This window comes from Tardiphaga sp. (assembly GCF_044336785.1).
Lineage (GTDB): Bacteria > Pseudomonadota > Alphaproteobacteria > Rhizobiales > Xanthobacteraceae > Tardiphaga.
Window position 1 is genome coordinate 1 of record NZ_JBIIOT010000096.1, and the last position, 19,427, is coordinate 19,427.

At 63.5% G+C, this 19,427-nt stretch carries 16 protein-coding genes; 4 read left to right on the plus strand and 12 right to left on the minus strand.

Features of this window, described 5'->3' with window-relative positions:
• Positions 1-91 precede the first annotated feature (91 nt).
• From ACIQ2A_RS21265 to hpaR, 12 genes are all read right to left on the minus strand, one after another.
• Positions 92-3,268, minus strand: coding sequence for an efflux RND transporter permease subunit (locus tag ACIQ2A_RS21265; RefSeq protein ID WP_398483067.1), 3,177 nt, complete (start codon positions 3,266-3,268; stop codon positions 92-94).
• A 174-nt stretch (positions 3,269-3,442) separates the two neighbouring features.
• Positions 3,443-4,408 (minus strand): divalent metal ion exporter adaptor subunit IhpB, encoded by a 966-nt coding sequence (gene ihpB, locus ACIQ2A_RS21270; RefSeq protein ID WP_398483069.1) that lies wholly within the window; start codon positions 4,406-4,408, stop codon positions 3,443-3,445.
• Positions 4,405-5,676, minus strand: coding sequence for a divalent metal ion exporter subunit IhpA (gene ihpA / locus ACIQ2A_RS21275; RefSeq protein WP_398483071.1), 1,272 nt, complete (start codon positions 5,674-5,676; stop codon positions 4,405-4,407). The genes ihpB and ihpA overlap by 4 nt, the downstream gene beginning before the upstream one ends.
• 53 nt (positions 5,677-5,729) lie before the next feature.
• The gene (locus ACIQ2A_RS21280; protein WP_398483074.1) at positions 5,730-6,089 is read right to left on the minus strand and encodes a hypothetical protein; all 360 of its coding nucleotides are present in this window, start codon (positions 6,087-6,089) and stop codon (positions 5,730-5,732) included.
• Between the two features lie 204 nt (positions 6,090-6,293).
• Positions 6,294-7,292 carry a Bug family tripartite tricarboxylate transporter substrate binding protein gene (locus tag ACIQ2A_RS21285; protein WP_398483076.1) on the minus strand — a complete coding sequence of 333 codons (999 nt, stop codon included), beginning with the start codon at positions 7,290-7,292 and terminating at the stop codon, positions 6,294-6,296.
• A 313-nt stretch (positions 7,293-7,605) separates the two neighbouring features.
• Positions 7,606-8,382, minus strand: coding sequence for an HpcH/HpaI aldolase/citrate lyase family protein (locus ACIQ2A_RS21290; RefSeq protein ID WP_398483078.1), 777 nt, complete (start codon positions 8,380-8,382; stop codon positions 7,606-7,608).
• A gap of 123 nt (positions 8,383-8,505) precedes the next feature.
• Positions 8,506-9,594, minus strand: a complete 1,089-nt coding sequence (locus tag ACIQ2A_RS21295; protein WP_398483080.1) for a malate/lactate/ureidoglycolate dehydrogenase — start codon at positions 9,592-9,594, stop codon at positions 8,506-8,508.
• 36 nt (positions 9,595-9,630) lie between these two features.
• Positions 9,631-10,374, minus strand: coding sequence for an ABC transporter ATP-binding protein (locus ACIQ2A_RS21300; RefSeq protein ID WP_398483082.1), 744 nt, complete (start codon positions 10,372-10,374; stop codon positions 9,631-9,633).
• Complete coding sequence (locus ACIQ2A_RS21305; protein ID WP_398483084.1) at positions 10,374-12,152, minus strand: ATP-binding cassette domain-containing protein; 1,779 nt, start codon at positions 12,150-12,152, stop codon at positions 10,374-10,376. Before ACIQ2A_RS21305 ends, ACIQ2A_RS21300 begins: the two co-directional genes overlap by 1 nt.
• Positions 12,149-13,024: a branched-chain amino acid ABC transporter permease gene (locus tag ACIQ2A_RS21310; RefSeq protein WP_398483087.1), complete on the minus strand. Its 876-nt coding sequence runs from the start codon at positions 13,022-13,024 to the stop codon at positions 12,149-12,151. The genes ACIQ2A_RS21305 and ACIQ2A_RS21310 overlap by 4 nt, the downstream gene beginning before the upstream one ends.
• Positions 13,025-13,218: 194 nt before the next feature.
• Positions 13,219-14,367, minus strand: coding sequence for an ABC transporter substrate-binding protein (locus tag ACIQ2A_RS21315; protein ID WP_398483089.1), 1,149 nt, complete (start codon positions 14,365-14,367; stop codon positions 13,219-13,221).
• Positions 14,368-14,520: 153 nt separating this feature from the next.
• Positions 14,521-15,030 carry a homoprotocatechuate degradation operon regulator HpaR gene (gene hpaR / locus ACIQ2A_RS21320; RefSeq protein WP_398483091.1) on the minus strand — a complete coding sequence of 170 codons (510 nt, stop codon included), beginning with the start codon at positions 15,028-15,030 and terminating at the stop codon, positions 14,521-14,523.
• Between the two features lie 130 nt (positions 15,031-15,160).
• Between hpaR and ACIQ2A_RS21325 the strand changes: the two genes are divergently transcribed.
• From ACIQ2A_RS21325 to ACIQ2A_RS21340, 4 genes are all read left to right on the plus strand, one after another.
• Positions 15,161-15,562 (plus strand): 5-carboxymethyl-2-hydroxymuconate Delta-isomerase, encoded by a 402-nt coding sequence (locus ACIQ2A_RS21325; RefSeq protein WP_398483093.1) that lies wholly within the window; start codon positions 15,161-15,163, stop codon positions 15,560-15,562.
• Positions 15,555-17,105, plus strand: coding sequence for a 5-carboxymethyl-2-hydroxymuconate semialdehyde dehydrogenase (hpaE, locus tag ACIQ2A_RS21330; protein WP_398483095.1), 1,551 nt, complete (start codon positions 15,555-15,557; stop codon positions 17,103-17,105). Before ACIQ2A_RS21325 ends, hpaE begins: the two co-directional genes overlap by 8 nt.
• A gap of 154 nt (positions 17,106-17,259) precedes the next feature.
• Positions 17,260-18,243 (plus strand): 3,4-dihydroxyphenylacetate 2,3-dioxygenase, encoded by a 984-nt coding sequence (gene hpaD / locus ACIQ2A_RS21335; protein WP_398483097.1) that lies wholly within the window; start codon positions 17,260-17,262, stop codon positions 18,241-18,243.
• A gap of 134 nt (positions 18,244-18,377) precedes the next feature.
• Positions 18,378-19,250: a fumarylacetoacetate hydrolase family protein gene (locus ACIQ2A_RS21340; protein WP_398483099.1), complete on the plus strand. Its 873-nt coding sequence runs from the start codon at positions 18,378-18,380 to the stop codon at positions 19,248-19,250.
• Positions 19,251-19,427 lie beyond the last annotated feature (177 nt).

Consider the following 19,427-nt stretch of genomic DNA (forward strand, 5'->3'; position numbering starts at 1 on the left):
GTGTAGGATGGGTTGAGCGCAGCGATACCCATCACCGCATGCGCCGGTGCTTGTGGTGATGGGTATCGCTGCGCTCAACCCATCCTACGCGCTAGCGACGCGTCCCTTCTCTTCGGAACAGGATGTAAAGCGCCGGCAGAACCAGCAGCGTGAGGATGGTGGAGGAGATGATGCCGCCGATGACGACGGTGGCGAGCGGCCGCTGCACTTCGGCACCGGGACCGGTGGCGATCGCCATCGGCACGAAGCCGAGCGAAGCCACCAGCGCTGTCATCATCACCGGACGCAGACGCGTGAGCGCGCCTTCACGCACGGCCTCGACGATCTTCATGCCTTCGGAGCGCAGCCGCTCGATGAAGGTGATAATCACGAGGCCGTTGAGCACCGCCACACCCGAGAGCGCGATGAAACCGATGCCGGCGCTGATCGATAGCGGGATGTCGCGCAACAACAGCGCGGCAACGCCGCCGGTGAGTGCGAGCGGCACGCCGCTGAACACCAGCGCTGCATCCGCTGCAGACCCGAGCGAGATGAACAGCAGCAGGAAGATCAGCGCCAGCGCGACGGGCACGACGATGGTGAGACGTTTGGTGGCGGACACCAGCTGCTCGAACTGGCCGCCCCAGCCGATCCAGTAGCCTGCCGGCAGCTTGACCTTGCCGGCGACCTGCGCCTGCGCATCGCTGACAAAGGAGCCGAGATCGCGGCCGCGCACATTGGCCGACACCACGATGCGGCGCTTGCCGTTTTCACGGCTGATCTGGTTCGGCCCCGGCGTCACCTCGATGGAGGCCACCGCCGAGAGCGGCGTGTAGCGCATCTGCGCCAGCGGCGAATTGCTGTTCAGCGATGCGCGTGTCGCCGCCATGGCCGGCGCTTCCACTGAAGGCAGCGGGATCGGCAGGTTCTTCATGGCTTCGATATCGGTGCGCATCTGCTCGGGCAGACGGACCACGAGATCAAAGCGGCGGTCGCCTTCGAATACGAGGCCGGCATGTTTGCCACCCACCGCGGTCTCGACAATGCCCTGCACATCCTGCACGCTGAGGCCAAGCCGCGACAATGCCGGACGATCGAGTTTCACGATCAGCATCGGCAGGCCGCTGACCTGCTCGGTCTTGACGTCGGCAGCACCGGGCACGCCGCGCAGCACGGCCTCGACCCGGCCGGCGGTCTGCAGCAGCTGATCGAGATCGTCGCCGAAGATCTTGACGCCGACATCGCTGCGCACGCCGGAGATCAGCTCGTTGAAGCGCATCTGGATCGGCTGGGTCAGTTCATAGACATTGCCCGGCAGCATGTCGCCCTGCCGCTCGATGGCGGCAACGAGATCGGCCTTGCTGCGCTTGGGATCCGGCCACTGGTCGCGCGGCTTCAGCATCACGATGGTGTCGGCCACATTGGGCGGCATCGGATCGGTGGCGACTTCCGACGTGCCGAGCTTGGAGAACACCTCCTTCACCTCGGGCATTTGCAGCAGCACCTTTTCCAGCCGCATCTGCATGTCGATGCCCTGGGTCAGGCTGGTGCCGGGAATGCGCATGGCATGCAAAGCGACATCGCCTTCATCGAGGCTCGGGATGAACTCGCCGCCCATGCGCGAGGCCGCGAAACCCGTGAGCACCAGCAGCGCAACCGCTGCCATCGCGACCATGCCGCGGAAGCGGATCGCGAGCGCGAGCAGCGGCAGATACACACGGCGGCAGCCGCGCATGAAGAGGTTCTCCTTCTCCGTTACCTTGCCGGTCACCAGCAGCGCTACAGCCGCCGGCACGAATGTCATGGACAGGATCGATGCGCCGGCCAGCGCCGTCAGCACCGTCAGCGCCATCGGCGTGAACATCTTGCCTTCCACGCCGGTCAGCGTCAGCACGGGCAGATAGACCACGGCGATGATCAGCGTGCCGAGCAGGCTGGGCTTGATGACTTCCTTCGAGCCGGCGAGGATGGTGGCGAAACGCTCATCCCGTGTAAGCAGACGTCCCTGCTTCTGCTGCTCATGGGCGAGCAACCGCAGGCAGTTCTCCACGATAATGACGGCGCCATCGATGATGATGCCGAAATCGATGGCACCAAGGCTCATGAGATTGGCGCTGACCTTGCTCTCCACCATGCCGCTGATGGTGATCAGCATGGAGAGCGGAATGACCAGAGCGGTGGCCACCGCGGCTTTGAAATTGCCGAGGATGAGAAACAGGATGACGATGACCAGCAATGCGCCTTCGAGCAGGTTCTTCTCGACGGTGGCGATGGTGGCCTCGACCAGTCTCGTGCGGTCATAAAGGACGCGGGCGACGATGCCGTCCGGCAGCGTCTGCGCGATCGCCTCGAGCTTGGCCGAGACGCGCTGCGACACGGTGCGGCTGTTCTCGCCCATCAGCAACATGGCGGTGCCGAGCACCGTCTCCTTGCCGTCGAGGGTGGCGGCACCGGTGCGCAGATCGGTGCCGATCTGGACATCGGCGACATCGTTGATGCGGACCGGCACGCCGCTGCGCGAGCCGATCACCACATTGCGGATGTCCTCGAGATTGGCGACCTGTCCGGGCGTGCGGACCAGATACTGCTCGCCGTTGCGCTCGATATAGCCGGCGCCGACATTGGCATTGTTGGCCGCCAGCGCCGTCATCACGTCGCGAAAACTGAGGCGATAGGCCATCAGCTTGCTGGGATCGGGCAGCACGTGGAACTGCTTCTCATAACCGCCGATGGTGTTGACCTCGACCACACCCGGCACGGTGCGCAGCTGCGGCTTGACGATCCAGTCCTGCACGGTGCGCAGGTCCATCGGCGTGATGGGCGAGCCATCGGCATTTTTCGCGCCGGGTTTTGCGTCGAGCGCAAAGGTGGAGATCTCGCCGAGGCCGGTCGATATCGGGCCCATGGCAATCTCGATGCCCGCGGGGAGCTGATCCTTCACCTGCTGCAGGCGTTCGCTGACCTGCTGGCGCGCGAAGTAGATATTGGTGCCTTCGTTGAAGACGATGGTGACTTGGCTGAGCCCATAGCGCGACAGCGAGCGCGTATATTGCAGGCTCGGAATGCCGCTCATATTGGTCTCGACCGGGAATGTGATGCGCTGCTCCACTTCGAGCGGCGCATAACCGGGCGCTTCCACATTCACCTGCACCTGCACATTGGTGATGTCGGGGACAGCATCGATGGGGAGACGGGTGAAATTCCAGGCACCAAAGGCGGCGACGGCGAGCACGCCGATCATCACGAACCAGCGCTGGCGGATGGAGAAGGCGAGAATGGCGTTGATCATGATTCCGCTCCGTCCCTCATGGTGAGGAGCGCGCTTTTGCGCGCGTCTCGAACCATGAGCTGTTGGAGCTCCGTAGCCATCCTTCGAGACGCCGCTTCCGCCTTCGCTCGTCGAGCTTCGGCGGACAAGTCGGGGCTCCTCAGGATGAGGGGTGGAGAATGTTCGGCACCGCACTCAATGGTCATGGGACGCCTCCCCCTTGCCGAGTTCGGCCTTGACCACAAAGCTGTTCTTCGCCGCATAGCGATCGCCATCCATCAGGCCGAATACGATCTCGACATTCTCGACATCGCGCTGGCCGATCTCGACCTCGCGGGACTCGAATTTTTCACCGTTGCGGACGAAGACGACGGTCTTGTTCTCGACGGTCTGCAGCGCCGTCGCTTTCACCGCGACCGGAACCTGTTTGGCGGAGAGGATGAGGCGGGCCGACACGAACAGTCCGGTGCGCAACCGCATGCCCTCATTGGCGACCACCGCACGCACCAACGCGCTCTGGGTGTCGCTGCTGCCGACCGGCGAGACGTAGGACAATTGCGCCTCGATCGGCGCGCCGCCATCGCCGACGTCGATCTGCACGGTGTCGCCGATGCGCACCCGCGGCAGATCACGGCGATAGACGGAGAGATCGACCCAGACGGTGGAGATATCGGCGACGATAAAGGCCGGCTTCTGCTCGGAGGCATATTCGCCGAGCGAGATCTGGCGATCGATCACGGTGCCGGAAATCGGCGCGCGCATCTCATAGACCGAGAGGCTCTGATTGCTCTCGATCTTGGCCAGCAGCTCGCCCTTTTCCACGGCGTCGCCGATGCGTTTCTTGATCTCGCGCACGACGCCCGGAAAACGCGGCGTGACCTGCACCAGCGCTTCCTGGTTCGGCTGCAAAATGCCGTTGAGGATGATGGAATTGCGCAGTGTGCCGGGCGTGGCCGTGAGGATTTCGATGCCTGCGGCTGCGAGTTTGGCATCGGACATCTGCACGACGCCTTCTTCCGCGTGGCCGTGACCTTTGTCGCCATGCGCCTTATCAGCCGCCTTCGCGGCCGGTCCGGCATTGCCGATGGACGTATTGAGATAAACGCCGGTGCCGACAGCGAGCGCTGCGGCCGCCATCAGCATCATGAGTGGCTTGTTCATCGTGCGCTCCCCCGCGCCAGTGCAAATGGATTGCCGACCAGGCCCTCGATGGTGGCAACGGCGACATGGAAGTTCTGCTGGGCTTCCTGCTCGCGCAGCCGCGCCTGGGCGACGCTGGCCTGCGCATCGAGCACTTCGAGCAGCGAGTAGCGGCCCTGCCCGTAACCTTCGGAAATGGCGGCAGCGGCGTCGCGCGCTTTCGGGATGCCGGTCTCGCGCAGGATCGCGAGTTCGCGCAGCGAGCCCTGCAGCGTGTCATAGGCGCGACCGGCGACCACGATCAGCGTGTTGCGATTGGCCTGCCGTTCCGCCGCCGTCTTGGCGAGGCTTTCCTGCGCCGAGAGGATGTTGCCCTGGTTCTGGTCGAAGATCGGGATCGGCACCGAGACCGAGAGGCGAACCGCATTGTCGCCGGTGTCGTGGAAACGGCGCAGGTCGGCGGAGACGGTGACATCCGGATAAGGCTTTAGCCGCGCCAGCAGCAGCTGCGCATTGCGCTGGGCGAAGATCGCCTTCCAGCGCACGAGCTGCGGATTGGCGTCGATGGCCGTGACCACCGATTGAAAGCCTGGCGCCCGGCCCGTCGCATCGAGACGGCCGGACACCACCGTGAACTTCGGTGCGACATCGCCCATCAGGATTGCGAGTTCGCGGCGCGCCGAGGCGAGCGCGGCCTTGGTGCGCTCGAGATCGGCCTTCACCAATGCGGAGGCGACATCGGCGCGACCGGTTTCGGCGACAGACGATGCGCCAGCCTCGACGCGCCGCTGCAGCAGCGGCGAGATCTGGTCGATGGCCGCGACCTGTTCGTTCAGGATCTCGATGCGGCGTTGCAGGCCGAGCACGGTGAGGAATGCAATGGCCGTCTCGGACAGCACTTCCAGCCGCACCGCCTGACGTTCGATGCCGGCGGCGTCGAGCCCCGCCTGCCCGGCGGCGATGCGCGCGTCGCGCTTGCCCCAGAGTTCGAACATCTGGCTGATCTGCAGCGTCGAATCCGCCCCGCGCGTGCCGCGATAGGCGCCGGAGCCGAGCGCGCCATCGATCTCATAGGAGATCTCCGGATTGATCAGCGCGCCGGACTGGATGCGCTGGCCGCGCGCGATGCCGATGTCGCGCTCGGCAGCGGTCAGGCGCGGACTGGCGGCGAGCGCGCGCTGCAAGGCGCCGCCCATGGTGAGGGTCTGCGAATGCGCTTGCCCTGTCAGCGGAGACGCGACGAGCAGCACAACCGCGCACGCAAAACGCGTGGCGTATGTCGAGAACATGGGAAAGCCTGACGAATAACAGAGTCAGGGCGCTAGGCGCCCGGCGATGTTGTTCAGGTCAGGAATTTGGGGGGCGGCGGATCGATCCCGCGCGGCAGGCTGCGACGCTCGATGTCAACGAAAGCGACCGTCCGTGTTTTGACGGCGACCGGCTTGGCGGTCGTCACGTGCGGCTCGGCCGTCATGAAGAAACAGCCGTGACAGTGATTGTCCGCCACGGTTCCCATGTCGGAATGGCCGACGCCCTTGTCGGCGATCGACATGATCGTCTCGAGCGAGGGATTGGTGACATCGAGGCCGCACAGACCATGCATCGCGCCCGTGATCAGGTAAGTCGCCAGCACGAACGCCACCAGCGCCCGGCGCGGCAAGCGCAGGATGCGAGAGCGGGACATGCGGGCGAAAAACGTCACGGGAGCCTCATGGACGGATGACACGGACGTATCACGCTCGCCCAAGGCTGTCGATCTGCAATAGAGTTACAGTTCCTTCGCCACAATGTCGCAGGAGTGGCGGGCCGTAGGGCGGATGAGCGAAGCGTCATCCGCCGGCCGCTTCCATGATGGAGACTCCGCGGCGGATGACGGCTTCGCCTCATCCGCCCTACGGTCACGTATCTATTGCGGTTGCGGCCCCAGCGCGGCGGCGAGTTCCGCCCAGACCGGCGCCTCGTCCTTGTAGAGTGCGTTGCTGGCCTCCAGCGTCATCGCGCCTTCATCGACACCCTGGCTCTTGAGCAATTCGCGCACGCGATCGCTCTTGCTGGCGGCGACGAACAGCGCATTGAGTTTCGCCACGATCTCCGGCGGCGTCTTGGCCGGCGCCATGCAGCCCTGGAAGGTGAGCAGCGCATGTGCGCGCGAGGTCGCGCCCTGCTCCTTGAACGTCGCGACATCGGGCAGCGCCGTGATACGGCGGCGCGACACCGCGACGGGATTGCCCTTGCCGGCCTGTAGCACAGGCAGCGCGGCCGCATAGCTGCCGATGCCGGCATCGATGGAGCCGCCGGCGAGATCGCTCCACATCGGCGCCTCGCCGCGATAATGCACGGCTTCCATCTTGAGGCCGTATTGCTTGTTGAGCTCGACGATCACCATGTGGGCGAAGGAGCCGGCGGCATAGGTGCCGACATTCACCTTCTCGGTCTTCTTCGCATAGTCGATGAAGTCCTTCAGCGTTTTGGCGCCGATCTTGTCGCTCACCACCAGCGGCAGGCTGCCGCCGGGCATCACCGTCACCCAGGTGAAATCCTGCGCAACATTGTATTTGTTGTCCTTGATGAGCACGGGATTGAGCATATAGGCGGTGGTGTTGCAGATCATCAGCGTGTGGCCATCGGGATCGGAGCGCTTCAGCTCCGCGGCCGCGACCGCACCGCCGGCGCCGGCCTTGTTCTCGATGACGACGGTCTGGCCGAGTTCGCGCTGCAGATATTCGCCATAGACGCGGGAGAACTGATCGGTCTGACCGCCGGCGGCGGAGCCGGCCAGAATCTTGATCGGCTTGGTCGGCCATGAACTGGCGCGGACGATCGATGGCGCGCTGAGCAATGTGGCGGCACCTGCGCCGGCAGCGAGTAATTGACGGCGGCTCAGCAGATGCGGTTTGTTTCGCACGATCATCCTCCCGATGTTTGATCTCGTCTCTGCGGACGAGTGCATCGAGTATGGACTGCTTCGGTGCGGGAAATCAAAGAGCGTGTGCGTTGAATCAGCGTGCGCAAACGTCGCGTCCGGTGGTGTTATTCCGTGGGGTGGATGTGATGCGCCATATTCGTCATTCCGGGGACGGGCCGACGCCGTAGGCGGCGGGACGGAGCCCGGAATCTTGGAGTGTTCATCACCTCTCACGTCATGTGCGGAGAGAGGTGCGTCGCTGATCGAGGTTCCGGGTTCGCGCTGTCGCGCGCCCCGGAACGACGAGATCAGATCACGCCTTGCCGCCGGAGTTCTTGCGGGTCTCGGCGACCCAGTTCTTCGCACCGGTGGCCAGAATTCCGCTGTCGTTGAGCAGCGTCACCAGCTTGAAGCCCATGGCGATGTTCTTCGCAGCCCCGACCGGGCCCGAGCAATGGATGCCCGGCGCGATGCCGCGCTTGTCGCATTCCTTGATGAGCTTGTCGTAGATCTTGAGGATCTCCGGCTCTTCGCGATCGAGCTTCGGCACGAGGCCGTAGGAGAAGCCGAGATCCGACGGGCCGACATAGACGCCGGCAATGCCTTCGACATCGAGGATGGCTTCCATATTGTCAACCGCGGTGCGGGTCTCCAGCATCGGGATGCACAGCGTCTCGTCATTCGCCGTGTCCTGATAGGTGCCGCCGGCGCCATACATGCCGGCGCGGATCGGACCATTCGAGCGCGTGCCGCGCGGCGGATATTTGCAATACTGGACGAAGTTTTCGGCTTCTTCCTTGGTGTTGACCATCGGGCAGATCACGCCATAGGCGCCGCCGTCGAGCACCTTGCCGATGATGCCGGGCTCGTTCCATGGCACGCGGACCATCGGCGTGACCGGGTGGCCGTTCATGGCCTGGAAACAGGTGACCATGGACTGATAGTCCTGCACGCCGTGCTGGATATCGACGGTGACGCTGTCGAAGCCGCATTGCGCCATCACCTCGGCGGAGAAGCCCGACGGGATCGCCAGCCACGCATTGACGACGGCGCCGCCCTTTGCCCAGATTTCCTTGACTCGATTTGCCATTATTCGTTTTCCTCTGTCGCCGCTCGAAGTGAGACGTCATTGCGAGGAGCGAAGCGACGAAGCAATCCAGTTCTTCGCTTGTTGCTTTCTGGATTGCTTCGCTGCGCTCGCAATGACGGAGTGTTACTTGCTGGTCGCGTTCTTGACGGCCTCTTCGCTGACGCCGACATCACGCGCGGTCTGCACGATCGCCGCCCAGGTCTCGTCCGGCAGCGGCACGCCATTTTTGGTGCGATCGGCGCGGGTCTTGGCTTCGTTGTCGCCGGGGATCATCACCGCATCGACGCCGGCGGCCGGCTTCGCGCTCTTGAAGAATTCCACATAGCGCGCGACTTCGCCGTCGAAGAAGTTGGCGGGGTCGATCTTCTTCGGATCGATATAGATCGAGAACATGCCGTTCGCGAAGGGGCGGCCATGCTTGGTGGCGCCATTGCCGGTGAGCGCGCCGCCGAGCAATTCGCAGATCAATGCCAGGCCGGAGCCCTTGTGATCGCCGAACGCGCGGATGGCGCCGGTGCCCTGCGAGTGATCGCGCGGGCCTTCCATCTCATGCGGCCCGTAAAGCGTGGCCGGATCCTCGCTGAGCGTGCCGTCGATATTGATCAAGGCGCCCTTGGGCAGTTTCTTGCCGCCGCGCGAGGCCACCAGCACCTTGCCTTCGGCCACGACCGAGGTCGCGAAATCGAGCACCACCGGCGGGCCGCCAGCACGCGGAATGCCGACGCAATAAGGTGCCGTGGAGAGGCGACGCTCGACGCCGCCATAGGGCGCGACCAGCACGGAGCCGGCCGCCGTCACGAAATGGATGGAGACGAGACCTTCCGCCGCAGCCATCTCGGCCCAGTCGCCGATGCGGCCGATGTGACCGGAATTCTTGGTGGCGATGGCCGACAGGCCAGCGGTCTTGGCCTTCTCGATGCCGAGCTTCACGGCCTGCGGGCCGACGGTCTGGCCATAGCCGAAGCGGCCATCGACGACGGCAAGCAACGGCGTATCGACGGGGATCTCGATGGTCTGGTTCGGGATGATCATCCCGTTATTGCGCCAGCGGATATAGACGGGCACGCGGATGACGCCGTGGCTGTCATGGCCGGTGAGATTGGCCGTCGTGAGATAGGTGGCGATGCGCCGGGCTTCTTCCCTGGTGGAAGACGCATGCTCGAACACATCGGCAACGAAGGCGATCAGCTTGTCGACTTGAACTGTAACCATGGCGGGACATTCGTCCTTGTTGTTGGGCCGTGAGTGTCAATGCGCGGGCAAGCCCGCGGCGGGCTTGCCGTGACCGCCAAGATAGGCGGCTGCGATGGCCTCGTTGGCCCAGAGATCCTCCGGTTTGCCGTCGAGCACGATACGGCCGGTTTCCAGCACATAACCATGATCGGCGACCGAGAGTCCCATGCGCGCATTTTGCTCCACAAGCAAGACCGTGGTGGACTGGCGTATCTCCGTAATGATGCGGAAAACCGCCTGCACGATGACGGGTGCAAGGCCAAGCGAGGGCTCGTCCAGCAGCAGCAGCCGCGGCTTGGCCATCAATCCGCGCGCAACCGCCACCATCTGCAACTGGCCGCCGGACAGCGTCCAGCCCAGCGCATCGGTGAATTTCCGGATGTCGGGAAACAGGTCGAACATCGCGTCCGCCTCGCGCGACAGCTCGGCCTTGGCCACCTTGCGGTTGGAGGCGCCGAGCATGATGTTCTCTTTGACCGTCAGGCCGGGAAACACCCGCCTGCCCTCCGGTACATGGGAGATTCCCATGCGCACGATGGCTTCCGGGCCGAGGCCGGCGATCGCCTTGCCGTCGAACAGGATGTCGCCCTCCGCCGGCTTTGCGAGGCCGGAGATGGCGCGCAGCGTGGTGGACTTTCCGGCGCCATTGGCACCGAGCAGCGTCACCACCTGCCCCTCCTCGACCTTGCAGCTGATGCCCTGCAGCGCGACGATTTCGCCGTAACGGACATGAAGGTCCTTGATCTCGAGCAGCGCCATTACGCAGTTCCCAGATAGGCAGAGACGACATCGGGATGACGCAGCACGGCCATCGATTCACCATCCGCAATGCGGCGTCCGAAATTGAGCACGGTGATGTGCTGGGCGGCCTCCGACACCAGTGTCATGTCGTGGTCGATGATCAGGATGGTCAGCCCCTGCGCGGCGATCCGCTTGAGCAACTCATGCAGTTCGAGCTTCTCCGAGGAGTTCAGACCTGCGGCAGGTTCATCGAGAAGCAGCAGCGTCGGATTGCCGGCGAGCGCGCGGGCGATCTCGATCAGGCGCTGATGACCATAGGAGAAGCTTGAGATCAGCTCGTTGGCGCGCGAGCCGAGGCCGACAAAGGTGAGCGCCGCAAGCGAGCGCTCGGTGAGCGCGGTGTGATTGCCATTGCCGACCAGCGTATTGCCCGGACGCTCGGCACCGATGATGACGTTTTCGAGCGCCGTCATCGAGCGGAACAGGCGGATGTTCTGGAAGGTGCGACCAAGCCCCGCAGCCGTGCGCAGATGCGGCGGCATGGTGGTGACATCGGTGCCGTCCAGCATGACCTTGCCCGATGTCGCCTCGTACAAACCAGAGAGCACATTGAGCGTCGTGGTCTTGCCGGAGCCATTCGGCCCGATCAGCGCATGCACGCCACCGCGATGCACGGCGATGTCCACCTCATCGACAGCCTTGAGGCCGCCGAAGTGTTTCGAGAGGCCGGTGACGCGCAGCACCATGTCGTCGCCGGTGGCTGCCGGTTTCAGCACCAGCGGCGCGGTGGATGGCGCCACCTTCTTCGGCGGTCGCAGGCGATCATAGGCGGCGGTGACGAAGCCCCAGATGCCATCGGGCATGAAACGGATGATCAGGATCACCGACAGGCCGTAGATCGCGAGATAGAGGCCCGGCACGCTCTTGAGGAAGCGCAGCCATTCCGGGATCAGGATCAACAGGCCGGTGCCGATGGCGGAGCCGATCGGCGACGCCACACCGCCGAGCAGCGACATGGTGAGGAAGACGATGGATTCGGCGAAGGAGAACTGATCCGGCGAGATATAGGCAAAGCCGCCGGCAAACAGGCCGCCGCCGAGACCGCCGAGCAAGGCGCAGATGGCAAAGGCGTAGATCTTGGTGCGGAACACATCGATGCCGCTGACGCCGGCCGCGAGTTCGTTGTCGCGCACCGCCCGCATGGCGCGGCCGAGCCGCGTATCCGGCAGATGCCAGACGAGATAGCCGACAAGCGCCAGCACGGCGACGCAGAAGGTGAGATAGGCCTGCGACGACATGAACAGCGACGGGCGGCCGATCTTGGACACACCGTCCGGCCCCTTGGTGAGCCAGATGGCATTGATCATGATCAGCGTGATGATCTGCTGGAACGAGATCGTCACCATGGCGAGATAGTGCCCGCCGAGCCGCAGCGTGGACAGGCCGAGCAAGGCCCCCGCCGCCAGCGCCATGGCGCAGCCGCCGAACAGGCAGAGCCAGTAATTGAGCTGATAGTCCGTGGTGCCGAGGCCGACCGCATAGGCGCCGAAGCCGAAGAACGCCGCCTGCGCCAGATTGATCTGGCCGCACAGGCCGAGCACGACGGACAGGCCGAACACGGCGATGGCAAAGGTCGTCGCCTGCATCAGGATGTTGAGGATGTAGCCGTCGAAGCGCATTGACGCTGCGAGAAAGACCACGATGGCAGCGCCGATGAAATACGGCGCGTGACGGATCAGCAGCGGCTTCGGGCGCGCAATGTCGGCGACCGACTGGATGTTTTCGGTGGTGCTCATGCTTTCTCCGCAACGCGTTCGCCAAAGATGCCCTGCGGACGGAAGATCAGGAACAGCACCAGCACCAGGAAGGCGAAGCCATCCTTGTAGGGAACGGAAATATAGGCGGCGCCGAAGGTCTCGATGACGCCGAGCGCAATGCCGCCGATGATGGCGCCGGTGACGTCACCGAAGCCGCCGATGATGGTGGCGGCAAAGGCCTTCAGCGCGATGGTGGCGCCCATCTGGATCGAGACGAACAGGATCGGCGCGACCAAAATGCCCGCCAGCCCGCCGAGCACGGCGGAATAGATGAAGGTGATCATGATCATGGTGGAGACGGAGATGCCGAGCAGCGAGGCCATCTCCTTGTCCTGCGAGGTGGCCTGCAGCTTCTTGCCGATCATGGTGCGTTCGAAGAACCAGTAGTTGAAGATCACGAGCGCGATGGTGACAGCGATGATGAGCAGATACTGGTTATCGAGATAGACCGGGCCGAGCTGGATTCCCGGCGTATCGAACCAGCCCTGCAGCACCTGCGGCTGCGGGCCATACAATGCCAGCACGCCATTGGCCATCAGGATCGAGGCACCGATGGTGGCGATGATCACCGGCAGATAGGTGCGGTGGCGCAGCGGATAATAGACGCCGAGATTGAAGATCACGCCGATGACGGCCATCCCGGCCAGCGCGATGATGAAGGACAGCCAGTAAGGCAGTGCCAGATCGACGGCGCAGACCACCATCAGATAGGCGGCGACCATGGAGAATTCGCCTTGCGCGAAGTTCACGACATTGGTGGCGCGAAAGATGAGCACGAAGCCCAGCGCGACCAGCGCATAGACGGCGCCGATGCCGATGCCGGTAAAGAGGAGTTGGAGGACGAGATCCATTGCGGACTTCCAAGATCGTCATTGCGAGGAGCGCAGCGACGAAGCAATCCAGTTCTTCACTTGAGGCTTCTGGATTGCTTCGCTGCGCTCGCAATGACGGATGAGAGGCAGGCGCTGAACATTTCGAGATCCCGGGTTCACGCGCGCACGACGCGCGTGCCCCGGGATCGACAACTGCGGCCGCGGAAGCGGCCTTAGTTGTCGAACTCGATATGCTTGTCGAAAACGATATTGCCCTTGTCGTTCTTCACGATGTTGTAGCCGTGCAGACCGTCGCCGTTCTTGTCGAAATTATACTCGCCCTCGGCGCCCGGATATTTCTTGATGGCGACGATGGCTTCGCGAATCTTCTGCGGATCGGTGGAGCCGGCATTCTTGATCGCCAGCGCCAGCACATTGATGGCATCGAACGGCCAGGAACTCTGATTGTCGGGCGCCACCTTGTAGGCATCGCGATACGACTTGCCGAACGCCTTGGCAGCATCCGACGATTCTTCCGCGTAATCGGCAACGCCATAAGTGCCATACAGCGCCGGTCCGGCGAGCTTCAGCGCAGTGACATTGACGATCGATGGCGAGCCGACCCACGGAATGTTGACGCCGAGCTGACGCAACTGGCGGGCAAAGATGCCGAGATCGTTCTCGAAGGTGAAATAGGAGCCAAGAATATCGGCACCGGACTGCTTGATCGCCAGCACCACCGGGGTGAAGTCCTGGCTCTGATTGGCATAGCCCTGATCGATGGCCACCGTGGCGCCGAGCGGGCCGAGCGCTTCGGTCAGGGCCTTGCCACCGGCGGTGCCGAAGGCATCGGTGGAATGCAGCACCGCCCATTTCTTCTTGCCGAGATTTTTCACGCCATACTCAGCGATGACGCGGCCGGAATAGCTGTCATTGGGGCGGAAGCGGAACAGCCAGGGATTGCCGAGCTTCGTCAGGTTCGGATCGGTACCGCCGAACATCACCGGCTTGCCGAGCTTGAGCACATCCGGCGCCATCGCATGCACCTGCGTGGAGCGGATCGAGCCGAGGAAGCCGACGATCTCGGGATTGGCAGCAAGCTTGGAGAAGGCCAGCACGATGCCGGGATTGGTGGTCTGGTCGTCCTCGATGATCAGTTCGATCTGCTTGCCGAGAATGCCGCCGGCCTTGTTGATGGCCTCGACCGCGAGCTTGGCGCCGCCGGTCGCATATTTGCCGGCTTCGGCCGCCGGGCCCGTGATCGGCGCGCACATGCCGATCTTGATCGTTCCGCCGCCCTGCGCGCGCGCACTGCCGATGATGTAAGGGGCCGCCAGACCAGCCGCGATGCCAGCCGTGAATCCACGTCTCGTGAGCGTCATCAAATCCTCCCTAAGAGGCCGGACTTGAGCGCCAGCCTTCTTTTGATTTTGATGACGTGGAGTTGAGCGAAAAATTCGGCGGCTGTCTACAGTGACCGTGAAATTCGTACGACGAATTCATCGCAGCGCCGCGCGAACGACTTTGCTGCAAAATTATGCAGACGAGGTATCGGCCGCATCGGGGTCATCGCCGGGCATCGCCTGCAGGCAAACCTCCAATTCACGCAGCATGGCCTGCAATTCCGCGAGCTTTCGCGCGCCAAACCGCTTCGTCATCTCGCCATAGATGGCCTCCGACGTCGGCGCGACGACTGCGATCAATTTCAATCCCTTTGCCGTGATCGACACGATGTTGCGGCGCAAATCAGATTCTAGGAGGTGGCGGGCGATCAGCTTGCGCTCTTCAAGATCGCGCAGGATTCGCGACAGGCTGGGGCCGAGCAGGAAAGCAACTTTTGCCAGCTCCGTGACCTCGATCTCACCGGACGCCGCCAGTGCACGAAGAATGCGCCACTGTTGCTCGGTGAGATCATGGGCCCGCAGCGATGGACGAAACTGGCGCATCACCCCTTCCCGCGCCCGCAGCAGCGACATCGGCAATGATTGCGAAAAATCGCGCATCGGGATTTTGGCGGGTGCGCGTGATCTGGAGGCTGACGTCATCACGGTCTCATTGGTCGGCGCGTGCATCGCACAATCGAATTTCGCGCAGCGCGGTTTGATCGCAATCATTTAACATGTTAATTGGATCGACGGAAAGCTGCTCTGAAGACAGCGCCGAACAGGGATGGTCATGCCGCATTTCAGCATCGAATATTCGGCCAATGTCGGCGCGGCTGTCGATGTCGGCGCCTTGTGCGAGGTGGTCCGCAAGGCCGCAGTGGAGACGGGCATTTTCCCGCTTGGCGGCATCCGCGTGCGGGCCATCCGCTGCGAGCATTACGCCATCGCCGATGGCCTGCCCGATGCCGGCTTTGTCGATATCCTGCTGCGCATCGGCGAAGGCCGCTCGCTCGAGGCGCGGCAGAAGGCCGGTGCCCATATTTTCGAAGCGGTCTCGACTTTCTTCGATCCGGCCTTTCTGGCCGGCAGCAAATTCGCGCTGTCCCTCGACATCCAGATCAATGACAGCGCGACCAGCTGGAAGCGCAACAACATTCACGACATGCTGAAGACAGAGGCCGACAATGGCTAAAGCTCCCGCCGATCCCGCCGCAGTGTTTGCCGCCAATCAGGACCGTGCTGCGCCGCTGCTGGAAGCACTGCGGGCCGACGGCATCGGCCATCGCATCAATGGCGAGCTCGTCGCAGCCTCATCCGGCGAAAGTTTTGAGACCACCTCGCCCATCGACGGCGCGGTGCTGGCCAGTGTCGCGCGCGGCACCAAGGAGGACATCGACAAGGCCGCGAAGGCCGCGCAACGCGCCTTCAGGGACTGGCGCGACATGGCGCCGGCTGCGCGGCGCAAATTGCTGCACCGGATCGCCGATGCCATCGAGGACCACGCCGACGACATCGCCACGCTCGAATGTATCGATACCGGGCAGGCCTGGCGCTTCATGTCCAAGGCCGCGGTGCGCGGCGCGGAGAATTTTCGCTTCTATGCCGACCGCTGCGTCGAGGCGCGTGATGGGCTGAACACGCCGGCCGAGGAGCACTGGAATATCTCGACCCGGGTGCCGATCGGCCCCGTCGGCGTGATCACGCCATGGAACACGCCCTTCATGCTGTCCACCTGGAAGATCGCACCGGCACTCGCGGCCGGCTGCACGGTGGTGCACAAGCCGGCGGAATGGTCACCGATCACGGCGGACCTGCTGGCGAAACTCGCCAGGGAGGCCGGCCTGCCCGATGGCGTGCTCAACACCGTGCATGGCATCGGCGAGGAAGCCGGCAGGGCCCTGACCGAGCATCCCGCCATCAAGGCCATCGCCTTTGTCGGCGAGAGCGCCACAGGCTCCGCCATCATGGCGCAGGGCGCGCCGACGCTAAAGCGCGTGCATTTCGAGCTCGGCGGCAAGAATCCGGTGATCGTGTTCGACGATGCCGATCTCGACCGTGCGCTCGATGCCGTGGTCTTCATGATCTATTCGCTGAATGGCGAGCGCTGCACGTCATCCAGCCGGCTGCTGATCCAGAGCAGTGTCGCGGACAAATTCATCGAGAAGCTTGTTGCCCGCGTGAAGTTACTCAAGATCGGCCATCCGCTCGATCCGGCCACCGAAGTCGGCCCGCTGATCCATGAACGGCACCATGCCAAGGTGTGCAGCTATTTCGACGTGGCGCGCCAGGATGGTGCCACCATCGCCGTCGGCGGCAAGGCGCATGACGGGCCCGGCGGCGGGCATTATGTGCAGCCGACGCTGGTGATCGATGCGAAGCCCGGCATGCGCGTGGCGCAGGAAGAGGTGTTCGGCCCGTTCCTGACCGTCATCCCGTTCAAGGATGAAGCGGAGGCCATTGCCATCGCCAATGACGTTCAGTACGGCCTCACCGGCTATGTCTGGACCGCCGAGATGGGCCGCGCGCTGCGTGTCGCCGATGCGCTGGAGGCCGGCATGATCTGGCTGAACTCGGAAAATGTGCGGCATCTGCCGACGCCCTTCGGTGGCATGAAGGCCTCGGGCATCGGCCGCGACGGCGGCGACTATTCGTTCGACTTCTACATGGAGACCAAGCACGTCTCGCTGGCGAAGGGGACGCACAAGATTCAGCGACTGGGTTTGCCCTCATCCTGAGGAGCGCGCACAGCGCGCGTCTCCCAGCGAATGGCGTAGCCGTTCGCAAGGGATGGCCGCGGGATCCGAACCAAGACTCCTCATGGTTCGAGACGGCGCTACGCGCCTCCTCACCATGAGGGACTGAGAGAATAACGCATCACAGGAACGCCGCATGCCCGCACCGGTCCACGTCTTCGATCCGCCCTTCAACATCCTGCGCGCCAGCCATGTGGTGCTGGATGTCACCGACCTCGCGGCCAGCCGCAGATTCTACGAGGACATTGTCGGTCTCCATGTGGAGGACGCCAACAGCGACACCGTCTATCTGCGCGCCGTGGAGGAGCATCAGCATCACTCGCTGGTGCTGCGCAAGGCGGCGACGGCCGGATGCCATCGCCTCGGTTTCCGTGTTGCCAGCGAGAACGATCTCGACAAGGCGGGCGCCTTCTTCGCTGCCCATGGCATCAACTACCTCTTCGTCGAGCGCCCGTTCCAGGGCCGCACCCTGCAGGCCACCGATCCGTTCGGCTTTCAGCTCGAACTCTGCGCCAGCATGGAGAAGCGCCCGCATCTGTTGCGCCGCTTCGATCTCTACAAGGGCTGCCATCCGCAGCGGCTCGATCACTTCAACGTCTTCGCCGCCGAATTGCAGGACACCATCGATTTCTATGCCCGGCTCGGCTTTCGGCTGACCGAATATGCCGAGGAAGACGGCGACAACGGCCGCATCGCCGCCGCCTGGATGCATCGCAAGGGCAATGTCCACGACCTCGCTTTCACCAATGGCAAGGGACCGCGGCTGCATCACTTCGCCTATTGGGTGCCGACCGCGATGAATATCGTGCATCTCTGCGATGTGATGGCCTCATCCGGCTATCTCGCCAATCTCGAGCGCGGCCCCGGCCGGCACGGCATTTCCAATGCGTTCTTCCTCTATGTGCGCGACCCCGACGGGCATCGCCTCGAGCTCTACACCTGCGACTACCAGACCATGGACAGCGACCACGAACCGCTGCGCTGGTCGCTGAAAGACCCGCGCCGGCAGACGCTGTGGGGCGCACCTGCCCCGCGCTCGTGGTTCGAGCAGGGGTCGGTGTTCAAAGGACAGGCGGTGCGGGGTCCGTTATTCGTGGCGGATGTGACGATTGCGGATTGAACACGACTTGTCATCGCCCGACTTGATCGGGCGATCCAGTAGACGGAGATGATCATGTACAAACACGGGCAACGCCGTTTACTGGATCACCCGCTTTCGCGGGTGATGACACGTGAATATGGGGTACATGCGCGATGACCCATGCTCGCCTCGCCAGTTTCACCATCAACGGCGAACTGAAATACGGCGCCGTCAGCGATGACGGGATCGTCGATCTCTCCGCGCGCTATGGCGGCGACTACCCCTCGCTGCGCGAAGCGATCGAACACCACGCCTTGCACCGCCTCATTGATGCCGCCGCCAACCAACCGGCGGATTTTGCGCTGGACGATGTGGCGCTGCAGCCGCCGATCCCCGCACCGGAAAAGATCATCTGCATCGGCGTGAACTATCCGGACCGCAATGCCGAATACAAGGATGGCCAGGACGCACCGAAATTCCCGTCGATGTTCATGCGCACGCCGCGCTCCTTTGTGGGGCACGGCACGCCGCTGGTGCGGCCGAAGGCATCGACACAACTCGATTACGAAGGCGAAGTCGTGCTGGTGATCGGCAAGGCCGGCCGCCATATCGCCGAACGCGATGCGCTGGACCACATCGCGGCGCTGACGCTCTGCAACGAAGGCACGATCCGCGATTGGGTGAGGCACGCCAAGTTCAACGTCACCCAGGGCAAGAACTTCGACTCGACCGGCAGCCTCGGGCCATGGATCGTGCCTTATGTCGATGAAAGCCAAATCGCCGACATTCGTCTCACCACCCATGTGAATGGCGAGTTGCGGCAGGATGATCGTACGTCGCGGCTGATGTTCGGCTTCCGCTATCTGCTGAGCTATATCTCGACCTTCACCACGCTGGTGCCGGGCGATATCATCGTGACCGGCACGCCCACTGGCGCCGGTGCGCGCTTCGATCCGCCGCGCTACCTTGTCCCCGGCGACGTGATCGCGATCGAAGCGGATGGCATCGGCACGCTGCGCAATGGGGTGGTGGACGAGCAGCAGTAACAACCAGCTCTGCTGCGTCCCCTCTCCCCTCCGGGGGAGGGTGAGGGGGCGCCGCGGGCGACGTCACTTGTGGCAGCCCCCTCACCCGCCGCGCTGCGCGCGACGACCTCTCCCCGGTGGGGAGAGGTGAAGAAAGAACCGACAGTCAGGAATTGATGATGACAGTACAAACAGGCG